Consider the following 21,344-nt stretch of genomic DNA (forward strand, 5'->3'; position numbering starts at 1 on the left):
TGGGTGATGAGTAAAGGATGGTGAGCGAAATTTTCTGATAAAAAAGGATTTGGTCTTTTGAAGATCGGATCCTTTTTTTGTACGGTTTAATGAAATAAATCATCTCATCGCCTCCCCGATAACCCATCACAAAAAAAAGCAGTAAACGCTCGTTTACTGCTTTTTTTATATTCAAAGTTTATCTTCTGATTAAGATAAAGCTGCTTTTACTTGGTCTGCTGCTTCTTGGAAAGCTACAGCTGATAAGATTGGCATACCTGATTGATCAATCAATTCTTTTGCCAATTCAGCGTTTGTTCCTTGAAGACGTACAATGATAGGCACTTTAATATCGTCACCCATATTTTTGTATGCATCTACAACTCCTTGAGCAACACGATCACAACGAACGATTCCACCAAAGATATTGATTAAGATTGCTTTTACGTTTGGATCTTTTAAGATGATACGGAAAGCAATTTCCACACGTTTAGCATCAGCTGTTCCTCCTACGTCAAGGAAGTTTGCTGGTTCAAAACCTGCATATTTGATTAAGTCCATCGTAGCCATTGCTAAACCAGCACCGTTAACCATACATCCTACAGTTCCATCTAAATCCACATAGTTTAACCCTGCTTCTTTAGCTTCTACTTCGATAGGACGTTCTTCTGTGATATCTCTGTATTCTGCGTAAACTTTTTGTCTGTATAAAGCGTTGTCGTCTAACGTTACTTTAGCATCAACTGCTAAAATTTTGTCATCTGATGTTTTTAATACTGGGTTAATTTCGAACATCGAAGAATCACTTCCGATATAAGCGTTGTACAAAGCGTCAACGAATTTAACCATTTCTTTGAATGCATTACCTGATAAACCTAAGTTAAATGCAATTCTTCTTGCTTGGAATCCTTGTAATCCTACAGCAGGATCGATTTCTTCTTTAAAGATTAAGTGTGGTGTGTTTTCCGCAACTTCCTCAATATCCATTCCTCCTTCCGTAGAATACATAATCATATTTCTACCTTTAGAACGATCTAATAAAACAGACATATAGAATTCGCTTACTTCGCTTTCCCCTGGATAGTAAACATCTTCTGCTACTAATACTCGGTTCACTCGTTTACCTTCTGGTGGAGTTTGTGGAGTGATTAAGTCCATTCCAATAATTTTTCCAGCTAGCTCTTTTACTTCATCTAAGTTCTTAGCTAACTTTACTCCTCCTCCTTTACCTCTTCCCCCAGCATGGATTTGAGCTTTTACTACATACCAACTTGTACCAGTTTCCTCTGTAAGTTGTTTTGCTTTTTCAACAGCTTCATCTGCGTTGTTAGCTACTAACCCACGTTGTACTCTTACCCCGTAGCTAGCTAATATTTCTTTACCTTGAAATTCATGTAAATTCATAGTGTAATACGTTTAGCTTTTAAAAATAAACAGATACAAAAATAATAATTAGGTTTGAATTTCCCTAATTTAATTCGGTATATGTCCCGTTTATTCTTGGATTTAACTTTATTAAATTTAAAAAATATTCGATTTTTATCGGTCAGATTTAGAAAATATCAATTGATCCTTTTCCTTCACGGATAATTTCAGGTTCAAATCCAGACAAATCAATCACGGTAGACGCCTGATTATCACCATATCCTCCATCAATAATTAAATCGACGGTCGTATTCCATTTTTCTGCAATCAATTCAGGATCTGTGGTATATTCTAAAATTTCATCCTCATCATAGATAGAGGTAGAAACAATAGGATTACCGAGTTTGCGTACAATTTCTCGAGCGATACTATTATCTGGTACGCGGATTCCCACCGTTTTTTTCTTTCTAAACTCTTTGGGTAAATTGTTATTTCCTGGCAGAATAAAGGTATAAGAGCCAGGTAAGGCCTTTTTTAGAATCTTAAAGGTAGCGGTATCAATTTGCTTGATATAATCGGAGATATTACTTAAATCATAGCAAACAAAAGAGAAATTGGCTTTTTCTAACTTTATTCCCTTAATACGTGCAATGCGCTCCAATGCTTTGGTATTGGTAATATCACAACCTAATCCATATACGGTATCGGTTGGATAAATGATTAACCCTCCGTTGCGCAGCACTTCTACTACTTTATTGATCTCTCTCTCATTTGGATTTTCTGGATAAATCTTTACAACCTGTGCCATATATTTGATTATTTATTGTTTTATACAATTTACGCTAAAACTTGAAGCTTCGCAAATCGAAGTAATAATTTTTTAATCCCACCCACATCAAAGTTAATTTCTGCTTTGCGGTCTGCACCTACTCCTTCTAAATTTAGGATGATGCCTTGACCGAATCGTTCATGCATGACGCGTTGACCAATACTCAGCCCACTATTCGATGCATCTCCACCTCCTGAAGAAGTAGTAGCAGAATTCACTGGTTTCAATTTGCGGATATTGCGGTCCAACACGGGTTCTTCACTATTTTTCAAATAGGCTGGCGGTGTTCCCTTCACTGGTTTAGACAAGCGCAATTTGCTCTTGTCTACATCGCCAAAAATATCAGCATCAATCTTAGGCGTATAGCGATAGTTAGTCTCTACCGGCGTTAGGAATTCCAAATATTGGTCGTCAATTTCCTGAATAAATCGAGAAGGATCACAATCAATCAATTTTCCCCAACGGTATCTCGATTGCGCATAGGTCAAATAGGCTTGGTGTTCCGCACGCGTTAAAGCTACGTAAAACAGGCGGCGTTCTTCTTCTAACTCCGTTCTTGTATTTACACTCATCGCACTCGGAAAGAGATCTTCCTCCATTCCCACACAGAAAACAGTTGGAAACTCAAGTCCTTTCGCTAAGTGGATTGTCATTAAAGCCACGCGATCATCATCTCCTGTATCTTTGTCTAAGTCCGTTGCCAAAGCAACATCTTCCAAAAATTCTGATAAAGCTCCTCGTGCACCATCAATTTCGCGCTGTCCTTCAATAAAATCCTTAATACCATTGAGCAATTCCTCAATATTTTCCATACGAGTAATTCCTTCTGGCGTGGTGTCTTTGCGCAGTTCTTGGACTAATCCAGTCTTTTTCACTACGTGTTCTACCATTTCATAAGCATCTTTGGTTTGTTCCAACGCTTGAAAAGCTTTGACCATATTGACAAAATCCGTCAATTTATTCTTGGTTCCTGCCGTAATTTTCAAGTCGATCTTATCGATATGCGACATTACCTCAAAAATTGAACGCTTGTAATGATTGGCCGCAATAGTCAATTTATCAAGGGTGGTAGCTCCGATTCCGCGAGCAGGATAATTGATAACACGCACAAGTGCTTCTTCATCCTTAGGGTTGATAATTAAGCGTAAATAGCTCAATACATCTTTAATTTCTTTGCGTTGATAGAAGGATAATCCCCCGTAAATACGGTAAGGAATATCGCGTTTACGCAACGCATCTTCCATGGCACGCGATTGTGCATTGGTACGATATAGAATAGCAAAATCACTGTTATTTTTCTGATTTTGCATTTTTTCTTCAAAAATAGTTGAGGCGACAAAACGTCCTTCCTCTCCATCAGTTAGCGAACGATGTACGCGAATTTTAGGTCCAAAGTCATTGGCCGTCCAAACGACTTTCTCCAACTTTACCTTATTCTTATCAATGATGGTATTTGCCGCTTCTACAATATTTCGAGTCGAACGGTAATTCTGTTCCAAACGATACAATTGTACATTGTCAAAATCTTTTTGGAAGTTTAGAATATTGTTGATATTCGCTCCACGGAAGGCATAAATACTTTGAGCATCATCCCCAACGACACAAATATTTTGAAAGCGATCCGAAAGTGCGCGTACAATTAAATATTGGGAGTTATTCGTATCTTGATACTCATCCACCAAAATATAGCGGAAGCGATCTTGATATTTAGCTAAAACATCGGGAAAACGAGTCAGCAGCTCATTGGTTTTTAGCAATAAATCATCAAAATCCATTGCTCCAGATTTAAAACAGCGTTCCACGTAGTGCTCGTAAATTTCGCCAATACGCGGTCTTTTACTCATGGCATCTGCTTCTTGGAGCTCTAAATCGTTGAAATAGGCCTTCACGGTCACCAAGTTATTCTTATAAGACGAAATACGACTCGCTACTTCCTTGGGTTTATACACATCTTTATCCAATTGTAACTCCTTGATAATCTGCCCAATTAGGCGTTGTGTATCTTGAGAATCGTAAATGGAGAAATTGCTAGGATATCCCAAATGATCCGCTTCAGCCCGCAAAATACGAGCAAAAACAGAGTGAAAGGTACCCATCCACAGGTTTTTAGCTTCACTATTTCCCACAATTTGGGCAATACGATTTTTCATTTCACGTGCTGCCTTATTGGTGAAGGTTAACGATAGAATATTAAAAGCATCTACCCCCTGATGCATCAGGTAAGCAATTCTCAAGGTTAGTACTCTTGTTTTTCCCGAACCTGCTCCAGCAATCACAATCATGGGGCCATCTTTCTGTAAAACAGGTGCTCTTTGAGCTTCATTAAGTTGATCAATATAACTTTGCATAGTGTCTAAAACCGTAAAAAGCCAAAATTACAACTACTATTGCTTTATAACAAGTTTTGTTCTCATTAAAGCGTTTTAATCTTTCACAATAATGTTTACTTTTGTCTAAATTTAATTGGTATGAATCTCGATTTTTTCCTTACCTCCCTTCAATATATAATTCCAGCTCTTCTTGTAGCGGGGTTGGCCTATGTTTTTTTTCAAAAGATCTTGGAAAAACAAGCCCAAAGGGATCGTTTTATTATTGCGCAACTCTCGAATAAAGAGACAGGTATCGACACCAAAGCATTGAAATTACAAGCCTGTGAACGGCTGGTTATTTATGCAGAGCGCAGCGATTTGAAGAAGTTAATTTTGAGAGTACAACCTCTTAGTACAGACACCCAAGCCTATGCGCATTTGTTGGTCCAACACTTAGAACAAGAATACGAATATAACGTCACCCAACAGCTCTATGTTTCACCTGAACTATGGGCTATTGTCGTGCATACCAAAAACGCCCTTATTACCACGATTCAACAAACCGCTAAAGTGCCAGAAGCAACTTCAGCTATGTTGTATCAAAACCTCTTGTTAAATGAATCGATAAAAATCCAAAACAAAGTGGATCTTTTACTTCGAGCAATTAAAGAAGAGACAAAATCTAATTTATAGCAAATCAGTTCAATAACAAATTAAAAAAGGTATGAGAAGAATTTTAGTAAGCGCTTGTTTATTGGTTGGTGTTTTAGGAGCAGCACCTACCGTACAGGCACAAAGTAAATTAGGAAATGTATTGGGTAATTTATCCCAAGATCAAATTGGAAAAGGGTTAAAAGAAGCGTTAGACAAAGGAATCCAAGAACAAGTAAGTCAGTTGGCCAAACCTGATGGGTTCTTCAAGAATGAAATGGTCAAAATCATGCTACCTGATGAATTGCAAAAGGTAGATAAAACCCTTCGTTCAATGGGAATGGGTAACGTAGCAGACCAAGGGTTACAATTATTGAATCGCGCTGCAGAAGATGCAGTAAAAGAGGCAACTCCTATTTTCGTTCAAGCCATCAAAGATTTAACATTTACCGATGCTAAGAATATTTTATTAGGCGGTCAATCCTCAGCTACAACCTACTTGAAAGAGAAAACATCCAAACAATTAGCGGGTAAATTTGCTCCTATTATTGAAGAATCTTTGTCTCAAGTTGGAGCGACTAAAGTTTGGGAAGGCATTTTTACGAAATACAACAGTTTACCTTTAGTTTCTCCTGTGGATCCTAACTTAACGAACTATGTTACGGAAAAAACGATGGATGGTGTATTTACTATGATTGCCGTAGAAGAGAATAACATCCGTGGAAACAAAGACGATTCCCGTTCTACAACTTTACTCAAAGATGTATTCGGAAAACAAGACAATACAGCCACTACTTCTTCAAGTAAAAAATCAACAAAAGAGACAACAAAAGCAACAGAGAAGAAAACCGAAACAACTACAGAAAAAAAGAAAAGCATCTTGGACTTTTTCGGTAAGTAATCCACGTTTTTCTATAACCAAACCATAACCTTAGCTTAATATGCAATAGAAATGATTATTAGATATTTGCTTCATAAATATTTGATTTCATAAAAGAAATAGTTAAGGTTAGTTGATAAAAAAAGCCAGGAGAGTACTCTTCTGGCTTTTTTTATTATTTTCAATCTAGATTAGTTAGTGGCTATGACCACCCCCACCTTCATTTTTAATTAAATGACTTTGCAAATAATAGGCCCCTTGCACGACAATACTATATTGGGGTGGAACTTCTTCCAGAATATCCACTTGAGTATAGCCTAACTCTTGTACGCCTGTTTTCACTTCTACTCGTTGGTAATGAAAATGTTCGTCATGGGCTTCTGCAGCATCTGAAACAAAGATGAATGTTCGCCCATCTGCCTTAATAATAGCCTCATTAGGCAAGGCTTTAACCGTTTTAGCTCCTACATCAATTAAAGCATTTACATATAACCCAGGGATTAAATTATCGGGTACTTGATCAATATTGGCATGAGCAATCACCGTTTTGGTTCCTGGTTCAAACGCTTTACCAATGCTGAAAATAGTGGCTGTTACTTCTTCCTTATTGATATTAGTCAAATTAAAAAACACCCTTTGCCCTTGGTGTACATAGGGTAAATCCTTCTCATAAATCTTTAAATCCAAGTGAATTTTTGAATTATCAACCAAAGAAAATAGCGTTTGTCCATTGACCATATTGGTTCCTATGCGAATGGGTATAGCAGATACGTTGCCACTAATCGGTGCAACGATTTTCAAGGTTCTTGCCATTGTATTGGGATTCGTCGACAACAAAGACAACTGATTGGTCAACGATTGATAACGAGATTTCTCAATATTCAATTCTGAATAAGTCTTTTGATAGGTCTTTTCCGAATTCACCTGTTCTGCACGAAGGGTTTGTTGGCGCTTATATTCTAACTCCAGGTACTCCAAGTTGTTTTTGGAGATCTGATACTCCTCTTGCAACCTAATAAACTCTGGACTATCCGCCACGGCCAATACCTGACCTTTTGTTACGCGATCGCCAATATTAACGAGAATTTGCGTGATTGTTCCACTGAGTAAAGTGGTCACATCAGCTTGATTTTGGGGTGGCAATTCTGTTTGTCCATTAACCTTAATGACATCGGATAAATTCTTATCCGCTAAGTGCCCCATTACAATTCCTGCAGCTTTGTGTTGTGCGCTGTTTAACTCTACTTCTTTCCCTGTATTTTCCTCCTGTTCTTCGTCTGGGGTAACCGTCATTTCTTGTGGAGCTGTTTTATTCTGACAACTGGTGAAGAAAATCGCACCAAAGACAAACAAAGCGATGTATATTCTTTTCATTTTACTTCAAATTATTGGTTCACTAAATAATGAAGGGCGTTATGACCCAAATTGTATTGCAATACGGCATCCAAATAATTAATTTGGATATTGAGTGCCGTTTCCATCGATTGAATGTATTCTACATAGGAAATATCCCCATTGTTGTAAGATTTATTCGCATGATCCTGAATAATGGAGGCATTCAACAAGGCACTTTCTTGGTAATAATCAATCACCGATTGTTGGGCGCGAATAATTTCCAACTGCTGTTGAACGGATTCACTCAACTGTTTGTGTAAGTAACTTTTTTCCAATTCAGCTTGTTCTATGCTGTACTTCATTGCTTTTATCTTCTTGGATTGACTACCAAAGAACAGTGGAATACTCACCCCAACCGAATAACTAGGCATACGCAATTCTTTGCCGTACTTTGTTCCATTAGCGCGTAATCCCATTTCCGATTCGGTTGTAAATCCTACGGTTACATCAGGTAAGAGTAGTGATTTCTCCATTTTTCGGGTTGCTGTCACCTTTTCTATTTCCTTGGCTGCTAATTGCAAGCTATTATTTTCATCTAAGTTTAAATCCGCCCATGGATCATGTTCATCATAAACCAGTTCACGTTCACTCAGCTCAAAGTCCGTGTCTAAATTGAGGTAGGTTTTTACTTTCGACTTTTCATTTTGTAAAAATGTCGTATTCTGGGTCAATACTACACTTATTTCCTGTTCTTTGGCCTTTGCTACATTACTTTCCATCAGGGTTGTCTCTCCCGTTTCATAGCGCAATTTTGCCGATTTTGAAAAGGCTTTCAACAAGGTTAACTGTTGTTCTAACAGCTTTTTCTTTGATTGTGCATATAGGATATTCTCCCATGTTTGCTTAATCTCAAATTCAATGGCAATTGTTTTCCCTTGAAGCTGAATTTCAGCACTTTCATATTCTCGTTGTAAGATTGCCTTCTTTTTCCCATAGGTAAAAGGGCTAAATGACTGGCTAACATTGAGATTCACGTCTTTCTGTTCTCTCCCATTGAGGTAACCAACCCCCATTGAAACTTCCGTTTTAGGAATATCATAAGCCGTTTTTACGAGCTGTTCCTGACTCAAGACATTGGCTCGAGAGGCTTGTAAGCTTTGATTATTTTCACGGGCTAAGACTAGCGCCTCCTCTAGTGAGAGCCGTTTCACTTCTTGTGCCTGTAAGTTACCTACAGTTAGCAAAGTGAGTAACGTTAAACTAAGCGCTTGACCTCCAACTTTTTTTCGGAATCCTCGTTCTTCATAGTAGTAGATAATCGGCAAGACGATTAGGGTCAATAAAGTGGCACTAATCAATCCTCCAATTACTACCGTTGCCAACGGTTTTTGGACTTCAGCTCCCGCACTTGTACTCAAGGCCATCGGTAGAAACCCTAAAGAAGCCACAGCTGCTGTTAACAATACGGGGCGTAAGCGTATTTTGGTTCCTTCTATAATGCGTTCATATAACTCCATTCCTTGTTCTTTTAGTTGATTAAATTGACCTATCAGTACAATACCATTCAATACAGCCACTCCAAATAAAGCAATGAACCCTACTCCAGCTGAAATGCTAAACGGCATATCTCGAATCCATAAGGCCGCTACACCTCCAATAGCTGAAAGCGGAATAGCTGTAAAAATCATCAGGGATTGCTTGACTGATTTGAAAGTAAAATACAGCAAGACAAAAATTAACGCTAAGGCAATGGGAACTGCAACCATTAAGCGATTGGTTGCTTCTACTAGGTTTTCAAACTGTCCACCATAGGTGAGGTAATACCCATCAGGTAATTTCAATTGAGCTTCTAATTTTTCTTGTATATCGTGTACAACACTCTTTACATCGCGTCCTTTTACATTGAATCCTAAAACAATGCGTCTTCTTCCGTCCTCACGACTAATTTGCTGTGGACCATCTTCATAATCTACATCGGCCAATTGGCTCAACGGAATTTGTTGTCCATCGGCTAAAGGAACGAAAAAGTTCTTTAAATTATCAATATCCGATCGAGAAGCCTGATCCAAACGCACGACCAAATCAAATCGCTTCTCTCCTTCATATACAACACCAGTAGTTTCTCCGGCAAATCCAGCGCGAATAATTTGACTGATATCGGCAATTTTTAATCCATATAGGGCTAATTTATCTTTGTCATATTTAATGGAGATTTGCGGTAACCCAGTTACGCGTTCTAGTTTTGGGCTTGATACCCCAGGAACATTGGCAATCATACTGTTAATCTCATCTCCAATACTTGCCAAACGATCCAAATCCTCTCCAAATACTTTGATTGCCACATCACTTCGCACCCCCGTCATTAGCTCGTTAAAACGCATTTGAATGGGTTGAGAAAATTCAGTGGTCACCCCAGGAATTTCCTCTAAAGCAACTTCCATCAAATCAATCAATTCTTCTTTGGTACGAGCTGACGTCCATTCCTTTTTATCTTTGAGGACAATAATCATATCTGCGGCTTCCATGGGCATGGGATCCGTTGGAATTTCCGCACTCCCAATTTTAGAGATGACCATTTTCACCTCGGGAAACTGATCCATCAAAATCTTTTCGGCTTTGGTGGTGGTTTCAATTTCTTGCGACAGCGAACTACCAGAAGAGATAATAATATGCGTCGCTAAATCCCCTTCATCCAAGGTTGGGATAAACTCCCCTCCCATCTTGCTAAACACCACTAAGGCTAAAGCAAAAAGACCAAACGCAAGTACCAAGACGAATTGTTTAATTTTAAAGGCTTTTTCCAACAAGGGTTTATACCCACTATATAGTTTATCAATTAATTTATCACTAAAATTAGGTTTGGTTTTACCCGCCTCTTTCTTCAAAAACAAAGAAGACGCCATTGGTACATACGTCAGGGAAAGAACAAAAGCCCCTAGAATAGCAAAGGACACCGTCATAGCCATTGGGCCAAACATTTTACCTTCAATTCCCGTTAAAGCGAGGATCGGCAAGTACACAATCAAGATAATGATTTCACCAAATGATGCACTGGTTCTAATTTTGGAGGCCGCGTGATACACTTCCTCATTCATCTCCTGTTGAGTGAGCTTTCGATTCTTTCCGATATGCAGGCGATGGACAATAGCCTCTACAATAATAACCGCGCCATCAACAATTAATCCAAAATCGATAGCTCCTAAACTCATGAGGTTTCCACTGACACCAAAGAGTTTCATCATACTAATGGCAAAAAGCAAAGACAAGGGAATAACGGAGGCAACAATCAGTCCTGCACGCCAATTTCCCAAGAGTAAAACCAAAACAAATACCACGATTAAAGCCCCTTCAATGAGATTGGTTTGTATGGTACTTACAGTTTTATCAATGAGTTTGGTTCGATCAATAAAGGACTCCATCGCCACACCTTCGGGTAGTATTTTTTCAATTTGGGCGATTTTCTCTTTGACCAATTTTACCACTTCTTGGGTATTGGCATCCTTCAACATCATCACCATCCCACTTACATCTTCTCCTTTTCCGTCCTTGGTTACTGCTCCATAGCGAATACTACTACCTATTCTTACTTCCGCTACATCGCGGATCAAGATAGGGGTTCCATTAACCGTTTTGACGACTATTTTCTCAATATCTTCCATGGATTGTACCATTCCGATACTGCGAATAAAATAGGCATAGGGTTTTTTGTCGATATACGCTCCTCCCGTATTTTCATTATTTTGTTCCAAAGCATCGAAAATCTCAATGATAGACGTATTCATACTCTTTAGGCGATCGGGTTGAACAGATACTTCATATTGTTTCAAATGTCCGCCCAAGGTATTAACTTCAGCAACCCCCTTTACACCAATCAATTGAGGTTTAATTATCCAATCTTGAATCGTACGTAAATCCATACTGTTGTACTGATCCTCATACCCTTCTTTGGCGTACACGACATATTGATAAATCTCCCCCAACCCTGTACTAACAGGTGCTAATTCTGGAGTACCCACATTTTTAGGGATAACTTCTTCTGCGGCTTTTAGATTTTCATTAATCTGATTTCTAGCCCAATAGATATCGGTATCTTCGGTAAACACCACGGTAACCACGCTTAAGCCAAAACGGCTAATCGAGCGCAATTCGGTAATATTGGGAATAGGCTTTACCGCCTGTTCAATGGGATAGGTTATAAATTGCTCTACTTCTTGGGTTGCTAAGGTTGGAGAACTTGTAATAATTTGTACCTGATTATTGGTAATATCAGGTTGGGTATCCATCGGCAAATTTACGAGCGAATAACTTCCTACTGAGATGAGTCCGAGTACGAAAAGTCCAACAATAAATTTGTTTCGGATACTAAACTGAATGATTTTATCTAGCATCTTTGTATAATTATAAACGTGAAAAAAGCGTGTGTTTAAGAATACACACGACAAGAAAACGAAAAAATTACACGAGCTTTGGTGGCTGCCAGATACTGTAAACTACAGGTTCCACAAAGGGATAAGGAAGGATTGTTTTTTCTTTAATTTGTAGTTGCACTACTTGAGGTACTGCATAATTCGGTAGGTTTAGACTCACAGAAACCGCACAACATACGCACGCACAAAAAGGCGAACAAGCGTCAGTCTTGTGATCGGCGTGTTGCGTTTCCACTAAAACAGTTGTCACTGTATCTGCGGCTGCTACAGGAGCTACATAGCGATCCGCACAAGGATAGAACGAAATAACCGCAATGGTTATCGCTAACAAGAAGGATAGTATGTAGTTGTAGCTTTTCATCTAGACAAAAATAGTAAGACTTTTTGAATTTCCATACGTTGGAATTGTATTTGCAACGGGATTGCATGCTTTTTTAGGGGCATTTTTTTTGTTCTTTGGCTTTTGTTCTTTGTTCTTTGCTTTTTTGCGAGTTGCTTTTTTGTGGATTCAATCTAAATAGAAAAACTCACCCCAACCCCTCAACAAATCCTCACCCAAAAACAAAAAACATCCACCAAAAACTGGCACGAATTTTGAATTAAACAAAATACGATAGTCGCAAACAATAAACAATTACCCAAAAGTAGCCCGCATGTCGCATGCAAAAACAACAAACCTCAAGTAACCTTTTCTTGGGAAAGAAAAGGTTACTTTTTAATTTCCCGCACAAACTGTATCCTAGATTTATCTTCTGATCTACCTACTCTCTTAATTTCTACGCATCCCCCTCATTCTATCAATCAAAAAACGTATCTTTGATAGATCATACTACCTCTTTGGGAGATTTCTACACGGTGTGTCTTACACTATTTTTTTATTTTCGCTCCCTCTTTTCCCCATGCTCAACACAACACAAGGTTTTTACCTGAAATCGAAACATTATTCATTAATTCTGTACCTATGTATCCATACTATATTTTGACAGGTGGGCCTGGTAGTGGAAAATCTACCGTTTTAGAAGCCCTAGCCCAGCTTGGTTATGCCGTAGTCCCTGAAGTGGGACGCGCTATTATTCAACAGCAAATGAAAATCCAAGGAGCAGCATTGCCTTGGGAAGATAAGCAACAGTTCTTTGAGCATATGTTTGATGCTTCACTGATCGATTATCGACAACAGTCCAAACAACTTACCTTTTTTGATCGAGGATTACTCGACAGCGTTGGTTATGCTACTTTAGAGCATTTACGTATCAGTGCAAAGCAATATGAAATTGCCCAGCACACACCTTATGCCAAAACAGTATTAATTTTTCCGCCTTGGCAAACCATCTATCAAAAGGATACAGAAAGAAAACAAGATTTTGCACTTGCAGTACGAACCTATGAAACCATGCGAACCACTTATGAGTCCTTCGGCTATCAGCTTGTGGTAGTCCCTTGCACCACGGTTGAAAAACGTGTAGAATTTATACTAAATTATCTCCGTTTACTTCCCTAGATGATTTACCTTTGCACCTGTATTCCCAAGGGGTATTTTTTAACTATTTTATGGAACTAGATCTAATTTTTTACCTGTGCATTATCGCTTTTTGTGCGGGTTTTATTGATGCTATTGCCGGAGGTGGTGGACTAATTCAAACACCATTAGGATTGGCCTTACTGCCAAATATTCCTGTTTCATCCGTGATTGGAACACTCAAAATTCCAGCATTTTCAGGAACAGCCATTGCCGTCATTCAATACCTGAAACAAACGCGTATCCAATGGACGTATTTCCTATTTTTAGCCTGTATTTCTTTTGGTAGCGCCTTTCTCGGCTCTTATACCTTAACCATCGTCAACAACGATTTCATGAAACCGCTACTTCTGGTGATCCTCATTGCGCTATGGATATTTACCTACTTTAAGAAAGACTTTACCAAAAAACACCTCACGGAAATCACCACGCAAAAACGCTATATTTATGGGATATTAATTGCACTAATCGTTGGTTTTTACGATGGTTTTATTGGCCCTGCCACAGGAACCTTCTTTATTATGGGGTTTATCTTCCTGATTGGATTCGATTTCTATAAGGCCTCTGCCTATGCTAAATTAATTAATCTGTTTACTAATTTGGGAAGTATTGGCCTCTTCTTGCTCAAAGGACAGATTATCTGGTCCGTTGCGCTTCCTATGGCCGTATGCAATGGCCTTGGAGGCTATTGCGGCGCAAAAATGGCCATCCTCAAAGGACAACAATGGGTGCGCTATGTCTTCTTGTTTATTATGCTAATTGCTATTTTTAGGTTTGGCTATGAGGTAATTGGTTAATTTTTTTTGAGGGGGTTGGGGTTTGGCTTTTGGGGTTTGGTGTTTGATTTTTGATTAGATTAATTTTTTACAAAACAAGATATTCATAAAGTTGAAAAAATAAAATTTCTACTAAGCTTTTATATTTTCACCTAATTTTTTAAGTTGATTGGTAATAAGCTCTAATTTGTTTCGTAGATCAAGGTACTCTTCGTTTGATATGAAGTCTAAATCCAAACTAAGTATTAAAAAATTAATTACTTCAATAGCAGACGAAAATGCAATGTTTAACATATGTTTTCTATCCTTACTTGTTCTTCTTGACATTCCTTCCGCAATATTTACTGTAACACTCGATATAGCTCTTCTTAATTGAGAAACTAAACCAAATTTTTCTTCCGTAGGAAATCTTTTTGTGAGCCAATAAATATCTTTTGTTACATTTCTAGCATTTTGCCAAACATCTAATTTTTCAAAGTAGTAGATATACATATAAGTTGGATATTAAGATTATTACCTTATCCTAAAGCAAAACGTATTCCATTCGATTACTTTAACTGTTAAATAGTAAAAAAAAGTAAAATATAATTCTTTCCCTTATGCGTACATCAAGGAAAGAAGCAAAACATAAGTTTGAGTTATTCAATTTTCAACTTGCGAAAAAATGTTTCATCGTTTCTCATCAAAGGATGTTTTTCCATTACAAATGAGGAGTTAACCAACCTCCAAACAACAAAAGCCGAACAACAAATAACAAAAGCCAAATAACAAAAGCCGAATAACCAAACTATCTCCCCAGTTCTTCGTCAATTTTTTCTTTGTCTTTGTTACTGATCCAAAGCTGTCCAATTTTAGATAATCGAATACGCGTCAATACATCTTTCGTTCGACCATAATGGTGAAATAAAGCATAGAGTAATACTCCGATGCCAAGGATATTCAAAAACCCAAAGATAATTTTGTTTGCGGCTAAGATAGCGTTGAGTTGTACACTACTAAAATTAACGGCTCCATTAGCTTGAATCAACCACACATCGTCTAAATAGACCGCCAAATTACTCAAACTTTGCAGCTGTAATTTGTACTGTAACCAGGTAAATAGAGCACTAAAAATCCCTAGAGAAATAAAGGTTCTCCACAGCAAAACAAAGCCAATGAGACTTAATAAGCTCGGAATATCCAACTTATCCAAGGTATAGTACCAAATTACAATAAACAAGATACTCATTCCCATCCCTTTAAAGAATTGAGGCAATAACCACAAGGAGTAATTTAGTTCAGGTACCATAAAAAAGTACATCATCACCGTGTAGAGCATAAAAGAAGCAAATCCTAAAAAGGTCAACATGCGAATCGGAACCAAACGGTTGAACCATCGGTAGGAAATAACGGCTCCAACAACTAAACCTGGAATCATCATAATATTCAGAGAAGCGTTAGTTAAAGCATTATATCCCAATACTCCCATGGCAAAGGTATTTTGCAGATTAGTGGTTGCGAGATACATACCCAACAACAAGAGCATCACAATTCCGTGGCGTACATTGTTTTTATTAAATGCTTTTAGCGACAAAAAAGGACGAGTGAGCAGTTGTTGTCGTAAGAAAAAGGCGAAGGTCAACCCGAGAAACGTCAACGAGGCATACTTAATTTGATTGGATTCAAACCAGTTTTGTTGTTTTCCAAAGGCTAAAATATAGCCTAAAATCATAAAGGAGCTAATGTAGAAAAGCACACTCAACCAATCAATATAGTAGAGCGGCACTTTGCGCATAAAACGTTGATTGTGTTGAAAGACAATACAAATCATTGCAGCCACTAGGCAAATAGAAGCATAGACTAAATAGCCAAATTGCCAATTAGCATAGTACGATATTTTGGTGATGTAATAAGCAGACACTTGTGTTACGATGAGTACTGCCGTATAGAAAACACTGTAGAAACGCCCGCGGTTTCCGTCTTTAGAGAGAATAAACATGAGGGGTAAAACGACCTCCATCATTCCTAGCATCTTAAAGACACCAATTAAAAAAGAGGCGCCAATAATGACTTGAGGCTGGTGGGTGGTTCCCATGACCACAAACAACAAAGCCACTCCTATCAAACTTCCTACCAGAATTTCTTTAGTCCTGAAACGCGCTTTAATACGAACAATCAAAGGCATAACCGTTCCCATGCCCACCACGCTTGCATAGTTGGCCCATAAAAAGTATTCACTCATGGCACCTGTACTCCCTACCAAATAGGTAATATTGGGTGTATAGATGGCACTTACTCCAAAAAAAATCAGTGCCACTATCACGATGAGCAAGAGCATGACGGACTTGGGAACCCAAGAGTGAAATAAACCTTGATTATACATAATTTGTTATGCTACCCTTATTTTTTCAGTTGTACATTCATATTCATTCCTGCTTTTAGGCGATGAATAGCTTCTTGTGGGTTATCGGCTGTAAATTCAATGCGTACGGGAATACGCTGTTGCACTTTGACAAAGTTCCCTGTTGAATTATCCGTAGGCATACTCGAATAGCGATTTCCCGTTGCAGCCGAAATAGCTGTTACCACACCTTCAAACTGCTGTCCTTTTACAGCATCTGCCGTCATGGTTAGTACCGTTCCTACCTGTACATCCGGCATTTGAGACTCCAAAAAGTTTGCCGTTACCCATTTTTCATTATCGCGAACAATGGTTGTAATTTGTTGACTAGGATTGAGCAATTGCCCAGGGTTAATGAGTCTTCTACCCATCGTACCATCATAAGGCGCTCGAATAATCGTGTAAGAACCATTGAGTTCTGCCATGTCCAACATGGCTTTGGTGCGTTTAATATCTGCTTCGTTTAACGCCAAACGCGTCTGAATTTCCGAAACGGATAAACGCGTTGTTGTCTGTTGTTTTTTTAATGCATCATAGGCCGATTTAGCGGCTTGGTATTCGGTATTGACCTGATCAAACTGTTGCTGGGTTACGGCTTCCACTTGTAATAAATTCTGAAAGCGCTTTTGATTCTGTTCGGCATTCCACAAACGCGCTTGAGCACCTTGTATATTCGAATCAAAAACTCCAATATTATTACTTGCCGTTTGCATACTAGACAAGGTCACCTCTTTGGCCGCCAATGCACTTAAGTAGGCCGCCTCGGCTTGTTCAATTTGGGTGCGAATCTCCCGATCGTCCAATACCACTAACGTATCTCCAGCTTTCACCTGCTGATGTTCTATAAACTTAATTTCCTTGATATAGGCCGAAACACGCGTATTGATTGGATTAATGTATTCTTCTACTTGAGCGGATTCAGTATAATCTTTATCTCCAATGTGAAAATATTTCGTCAACAACCAATAAAAGGCAAAAGCTACTACCACAAAGGTCAAGGTATTGAGGAAAATAATTTTTCTCTTTTTCTTCACTTCTTGCTTGTGGTTAATTGTTATAGGAGCTGCCTTTTTTTCTTGTGTTTGTTCTGTTGGAGTTGTATTGTCTTTTTGTTCCATGTTTATACGAGCCATTTTACAACGTTCCCGTTGCTTTTAATAAACTATAATATTGATAAAGTACATTGATTTGCGCATTAGCATACTGTAATTCTGCTTCCAATTTGGCATTAGTTGCATCAGTCATCTCGGCCTGGATAGCCAATTGATTTAAGTACTTCGCTTCTATAATGCGGTAATTTTCCTGGGCCAGTTGTTGGCTTTTTTCTAAGAGATGTGCTTGTTGAATGGATTCGTCATATTTCGCATAAGCGGCGTGGACACTCATTTCTACTTGTTGCCTAGCTAAGACTTGTGTATCCATAGCTTTAGTTTTCTCTAGCTGTTCTAACTTAATTTTCTTGGGTGTCTTGTAGAGATTGTCTAAGCTATAACTCAAGGATACCCCTACTTGCCACGCATTGGAATACATATCTAATACGGGGGTAGTTGTGGTAATCGGACGACTCATAGTATATCCCCCCATCGCTACCAAAGCGGGGTATTGATCTGATTTTGCTAAGTCAATTTTCTTCTCTGCAGCCTCTATGGCTTTTTGCGTTTTTTGCAAGGCAGGATGATGCTCATAGGCTAAGGCTAGGTAACTATCATATAAACCAAGTAACTCTTTTTGAGCAATAGCTTCTGAAGGAATAATCTGAAGATTGCTGGGTAAACCCAATGCAATCGTTAAGTTATAATTGACAATGGTACTATTGTTTTTGACCACCAACAAAGCTTGATCAATATTCTGAAGCGCTAATTCTCCTCGAATGACCTCATTACGCGTTAACATACCTTGGCTGTAGAATTGTTTCACATTGTCCAAGCGCAACTGACCCAATTCTTTATTGTTTTGATACACTTCTTGTTGATTCAACAATTTATATAAATCTAAATAGTTAGAAATTACTAAAAATTTAATACTTTGTTGATCATTTACCCAATCTAATTCGGCCAATTGTTGACCAATTTCTGCTAATTCAATCGACTTTCGAATGGCGCCTCCTTTGTAGAGTAATTCGGACGCTTGAATGGCATAGGAATTACCAAAATGGGGCATATCCTTTGTCATCACTTTGGAGAAATCACGATCGTAGATATCTACATCTCCTAGGTAAGCAGCGGTTGCGGATACTCCTATAGACGGTAATTGTTGCTGTTTTAGAATTTGAGTTTGTTGGGTTGCAATTTCTTTTTGTTGGGCACTTATTTTGAGTTGTTGGTGATTGGCTAACGCTAATTCAATGAGTTCTTCTACGGATAGCTGTTGCGTTTTTTCTTGCGCATAACCTCCTATAGATGAAAACAATAAAGCACCTAAACCACCAAGGATTGTGCGCAATTTTCTTTTCATTCTTTCTTTGTTTGTGGCAACAAAGTTAAGGTTGACCGCAAAAACTCACAATGCTCGAAATGACCAATAAGATGTTCAAAAGTACTATTTTTTCCTATTCATTGACGCTCTATATTGCGTTGGACTCACTCCTAGATGTTTTTTAAAGAAGTGCGTAAAAGCATATTGATCGCTAAAATGAAGTTTCATTGCAATTTCTTTAAGGGATAAAGAGGGATTACTTAGCTGTGTTTTGGCCTCATTGACAATAAACTCATTGATAATTTGATTGGGTGTGCGTTGCGCTACTTTCTTAACGACAGCACTTAAATAACGAATAGAAATGGACAATGCATCGGCGTAAAACTGTACATTCTTAGCTTCTAAATAATGGTCAGATACTAAATTAACGAAGTTATAGGTTAGTTTTTGTGATCGATTCAATTGAGACAATTGCTCTTCATGCAAAGGAGCCACAATGCCGACCAAATGATACAGTAAAATATTGAAATAGCTCTGAATAATTTGCTCTGCATAGGTGGTAGATTGAACCTGTTGGGTATAATAGTCCAACAGTTTGATATTCTCCCAACAGATGGCAAATTCTGAAGGTGAAATAGTAAAGATACGCTTCAACTGATTCTTTAAGTCCTTATACACTTTTACTTTGTTTAGCTGAAAGGTACTATTTTCTACGAAAGCTCGATCGTATCCCAACAAACGCAATACGGTATGAGGTTCAATTTCCAAGATTTCATAAACAAACTTGGTATTAATCAACAGAAAAGAACAACCGACTATTTCAATTTCATTAATTTGCTCCTTCATGCGAATACGGCCCTGTAACACAAACAAAATAGAGGAACGCTTCGGTCGATAGGGTCTGCCCGAAGTTGCTGTTTCAAAAATGGTATCTTCGTTGTAAATGCGAAGTGCTTCGTAATTTTGAGGGTCTTGAGTAGAAGGTTCAAAAGGTTCTGCCATATATTCAATCTTATGTGGGGACAAAGTACGAAATGCTGTGCGATGTTTAGTCCAGTTGCTATAAATTTTAGCTGTTTATACAAAAAAATGAGCGTGTTCCATTGCTATTTTATCTTATTCTAAATTAGTAGGCTACCTTGTCTTCTATAGAAAAACAGAAGGAATAATGACCTATCTTTGCCTGCCTTTGTTTGGAACTTTTCGTTCAAAAGTAAAAGTACAAAACAAACTCAACCTTTAGCTCCAGTTATTATGCAAGCAACTGCCACAGTGCCTTTTTCAAGGTATGAGAAATTTGTCATCTTTATACTCGCGATTACTCAGTTTACGGTTATTTTAGACTTTATGGTTATGGCTCCTTTGGGGGATTTGCTACTCAAAAGTTTAGCCATGGATACGCAAGACTTCGGTATTGCGGTATCGGCTTATGCGTTTAGTGCGGGGGCTTCTGGCTTGCTAACAGCGGGATTTGCTGATAAGTTTGACCGCAAGCGATTGCTGCTCTTTTTCTACATTGGTTTTATTATTGGAACGTTGTTCTGTGGCTTGGCGTATTCGTATGAAACGCTGGTAGCTGCTCGAATTTTTACGGGTTTATTTGGTGGAGTTATTGGTTCCATCTCCATGGCGATTATTACGGATATTTTCAGCCTCCAACAACGCGGACGCGTGATGGGGTTTATCCAAATGGGCTTTGGTGCGAGTCAGGTATTGGGGATTCCCATCGGACTATACATCGCCAATAAATGGGCTTGGGAAGCGCCTTTCTTCTTGATTGTTATACTCTCCATGGTTATTGCAGTTCTAATTCGTCTATACTTACACCCAGTCAACAAACACTTGGCCTTGCAACAAGACCACAAAGCAATAACCCACCTGTGGAATACGCTAAAAAACAAGGATTATCGCGTTGGTTTTATCGCTACCACCTTCTTATCGGTTGGGGGCTTTATGATGATGCCTTTCGGAACGATATTCGCCGTAAATAATTTAGGGGTTCATCCAGATCAACTACCCCTCCTATTCATGGTATCTGGCGTAACTTCGCTTATTTTTATGCCGTTTATTGGAAAACTGAGCGACCGCATGAATAAATACCTTTTATTTAGCCTAGCCTCTTTCTGGTTGATGCTCGTTTGTGTGGTATACACCAATATGGCACAAATTCCACTATGGTTGGTTATGGTGATTAATATTTTGATGATGTTTGGTATCATGAGTCGTATGGTGCCCTCATCTGCTCTGACAAGTGCGGTTCCAGAAGGAAAAGATCGCGGAGCCTTCATGAGTATCAATGCGTCTATTCAACAAATTGCGGGGGGAATCGCCGCCGCTATTGCTGGACTCATCGTTTACCAAGAGCATAAAAACAGCCCTTTAATGAATTATGATATCGTTGGATACGTGGTTGTAGGGGTTTCTTGTTTGAGTATCTTGTTAATGTACAAAGTCGATCGATTGATTAAAACGAAACGGTAGG

General features: G+C 38.5%; 16 protein-coding genes. 5 read left to right on the forward strand and 11 right to left on the reverse strand.

Translation table 11 applies throughout. From position 1 onward, the window contains the following. Positions 1-189: 189 nt before the first annotated feature. The 3 genes from sucC to ACLJX0_RS10215 form a co-directional block, all read right to left on the reverse strand. Positions 190-1,383 (reverse strand): ADP-forming succinate--CoA ligase subunit beta, encoded by a 1,194-nt coding sequence (gene sucC, locus ACLJX0_RS10205; protein WP_410880172.1) that lies wholly within the window; start codon positions 1,381-1,383, stop codon positions 190-192. Between the two features lie 148 nt (positions 1,384-1,531). After that, positions 1,532-2,152, reverse strand: a complete 621-nt coding sequence (locus ACLJX0_RS10210; protein WP_410880174.1) for an L-threonylcarbamoyladenylate synthase — start codon at positions 2,150-2,152, stop codon at positions 1,532-1,534. A 29-nt stretch (positions 2,153-2,181) separates the two neighbouring features. Next, a complete protein-coding gene (locus ACLJX0_RS10215) occupies positions 2,182-4,521 on the reverse strand; it encodes an ATP-dependent helicase (protein ID WP_410880176.1) in 2,340 nt (779 codons plus the stop codon). 120 nt (positions 4,522-4,641) lie between these two features. Between ACLJX0_RS10215 and ACLJX0_RS10220 the strand changes: the two genes are divergently transcribed. Next, positions 4,642-5,175, forward strand: a complete 534-nt coding sequence (locus ACLJX0_RS10220; RefSeq protein WP_410880177.1) for a hypothetical protein — start codon at positions 4,642-4,644, stop codon at positions 5,173-5,175. Positions 5,176-5,206: 31 nt separating this feature from the next. Then, complete coding sequence (locus ACLJX0_RS10225) at positions 5,207-6,034, forward strand: DUF4197 domain-containing protein (RefSeq protein WP_410880179.1); 828 nt, start codon at positions 5,207-5,209, stop codon at positions 6,032-6,034. 174 nt (positions 6,035-6,208) lie between these two features. Here the strand turns inward: ACLJX0_RS10225 and ACLJX0_RS10230 are convergent, their stop codons facing one another. From ACLJX0_RS10230 to ACLJX0_RS10240, 3 genes are all read right to left on the reverse strand, one after another. Continuing rightward, the gene (locus ACLJX0_RS10230) at positions 6,209-7,387 is read right to left on the reverse strand and encodes an efflux RND transporter periplasmic adaptor subunit (RefSeq protein WP_410880181.1); all 1,179 of its coding nucleotides are present in this window, start codon (positions 7,385-7,387) and stop codon (positions 6,209-6,211) included. Between the two features lie 11 nt (positions 7,388-7,398). Beyond that, positions 7,399-11,736, reverse strand: coding sequence for a CusA/CzcA family heavy metal efflux RND transporter (locus ACLJX0_RS10235; RefSeq protein WP_410880183.1), 4,338 nt, complete (start codon positions 11,734-11,736; stop codon positions 7,399-7,401). Positions 11,737-11,803: 67 nt separating this feature from the next. After that, positions 11,804-12,136, reverse strand: coding sequence for a DUF6660 family protein (locus ACLJX0_RS10240; protein ID WP_410880185.1), 333 nt, complete (start codon positions 12,134-12,136; stop codon positions 11,804-11,806). A 600-nt stretch (positions 12,137-12,736) separates the two neighbouring features. Here ACLJX0_RS10240 and ACLJX0_RS10245 point away from each other — a divergent pair. Together ACLJX0_RS10245 and ACLJX0_RS10250 are read left to right on the forward strand one after the other, a co-directional pair. After that, on the forward strand, positions 12,737-13,273 hold the full coding sequence (locus ACLJX0_RS10245; protein ID WP_410880187.1) for an AAA family ATPase: 537 nt from the start codon (positions 12,737-12,739) through the stop codon (positions 13,271-13,273). Between the two features lie 50 nt (positions 13,274-13,323). Then, complete coding sequence (locus tag ACLJX0_RS10250; protein WP_410880189.1) at positions 13,324-14,088, forward strand: sulfite exporter TauE/SafE family protein; 765 nt, start codon at positions 13,324-13,326, stop codon at positions 14,086-14,088. A 111-nt stretch (positions 14,089-14,199) separates the two neighbouring features. Here the strand turns inward: ACLJX0_RS10250 and ACLJX0_RS10255 are convergent, their stop codons facing one another. The 5 genes from ACLJX0_RS10255 to ACLJX0_RS10275 form a co-directional block, all read right to left on the reverse strand. After that, positions 14,200-14,559, reverse strand: a complete 360-nt coding sequence (locus ACLJX0_RS10255) for a four helix bundle protein (protein ID WP_410880191.1) — start codon at positions 14,557-14,559, stop codon at positions 14,200-14,202. 295 nt (positions 14,560-14,854) lie between these two features. After that, positions 14,855-16,429 (reverse strand): MFS transporter, encoded by a 1,575-nt coding sequence (locus tag ACLJX0_RS10260; protein ID WP_410880193.1) that lies wholly within the window; start codon positions 16,427-16,429, stop codon positions 14,855-14,857. A 17-nt stretch (positions 16,430-16,446) separates the two neighbouring features. Then, complete coding sequence (locus ACLJX0_RS10265; protein WP_410880194.1) at positions 16,447-17,565, reverse strand: HlyD family secretion protein; 1,119 nt, start codon at positions 17,563-17,565, stop codon at positions 16,447-16,449. 16 nt (positions 17,566-17,581) lie between these two features. Beyond that, positions 17,582-18,901: a TolC family protein gene (locus tag ACLJX0_RS10270; protein ID WP_410880196.1), complete on the reverse strand. Its 1,320-nt coding sequence runs from the start codon at positions 18,899-18,901 to the stop codon at positions 17,582-17,584. A gap of 84 nt (positions 18,902-18,985) precedes the next feature. Next, on the reverse strand, positions 18,986-19,864 hold the full coding sequence (locus ACLJX0_RS10275; protein ID WP_410880198.1) for a helix-turn-helix domain-containing protein: 879 nt from the start codon (positions 19,862-19,864) through the stop codon (positions 18,986-18,988). 177 nt (positions 19,865-20,041) lie between these two features. Between ACLJX0_RS10275 and ACLJX0_RS10280 the strand changes: the two genes are divergently transcribed. Then, a complete protein-coding gene (locus ACLJX0_RS10280) occupies positions 20,042-21,343 on the forward strand; it encodes an MFS transporter (RefSeq protein WP_410880200.1) in 1,302 nt (433 codons plus the stop codon). Position 21,344 lies beyond the last annotated feature (1 nt).

Source organism: Myroides sp. DW712, from assembly GCF_046557355.1.
Taxonomy (GTDB): Bacteria; Bacteroidota; Bacteroidia; order Flavobacteriales; family Flavobacteriaceae; genus Flavobacterium.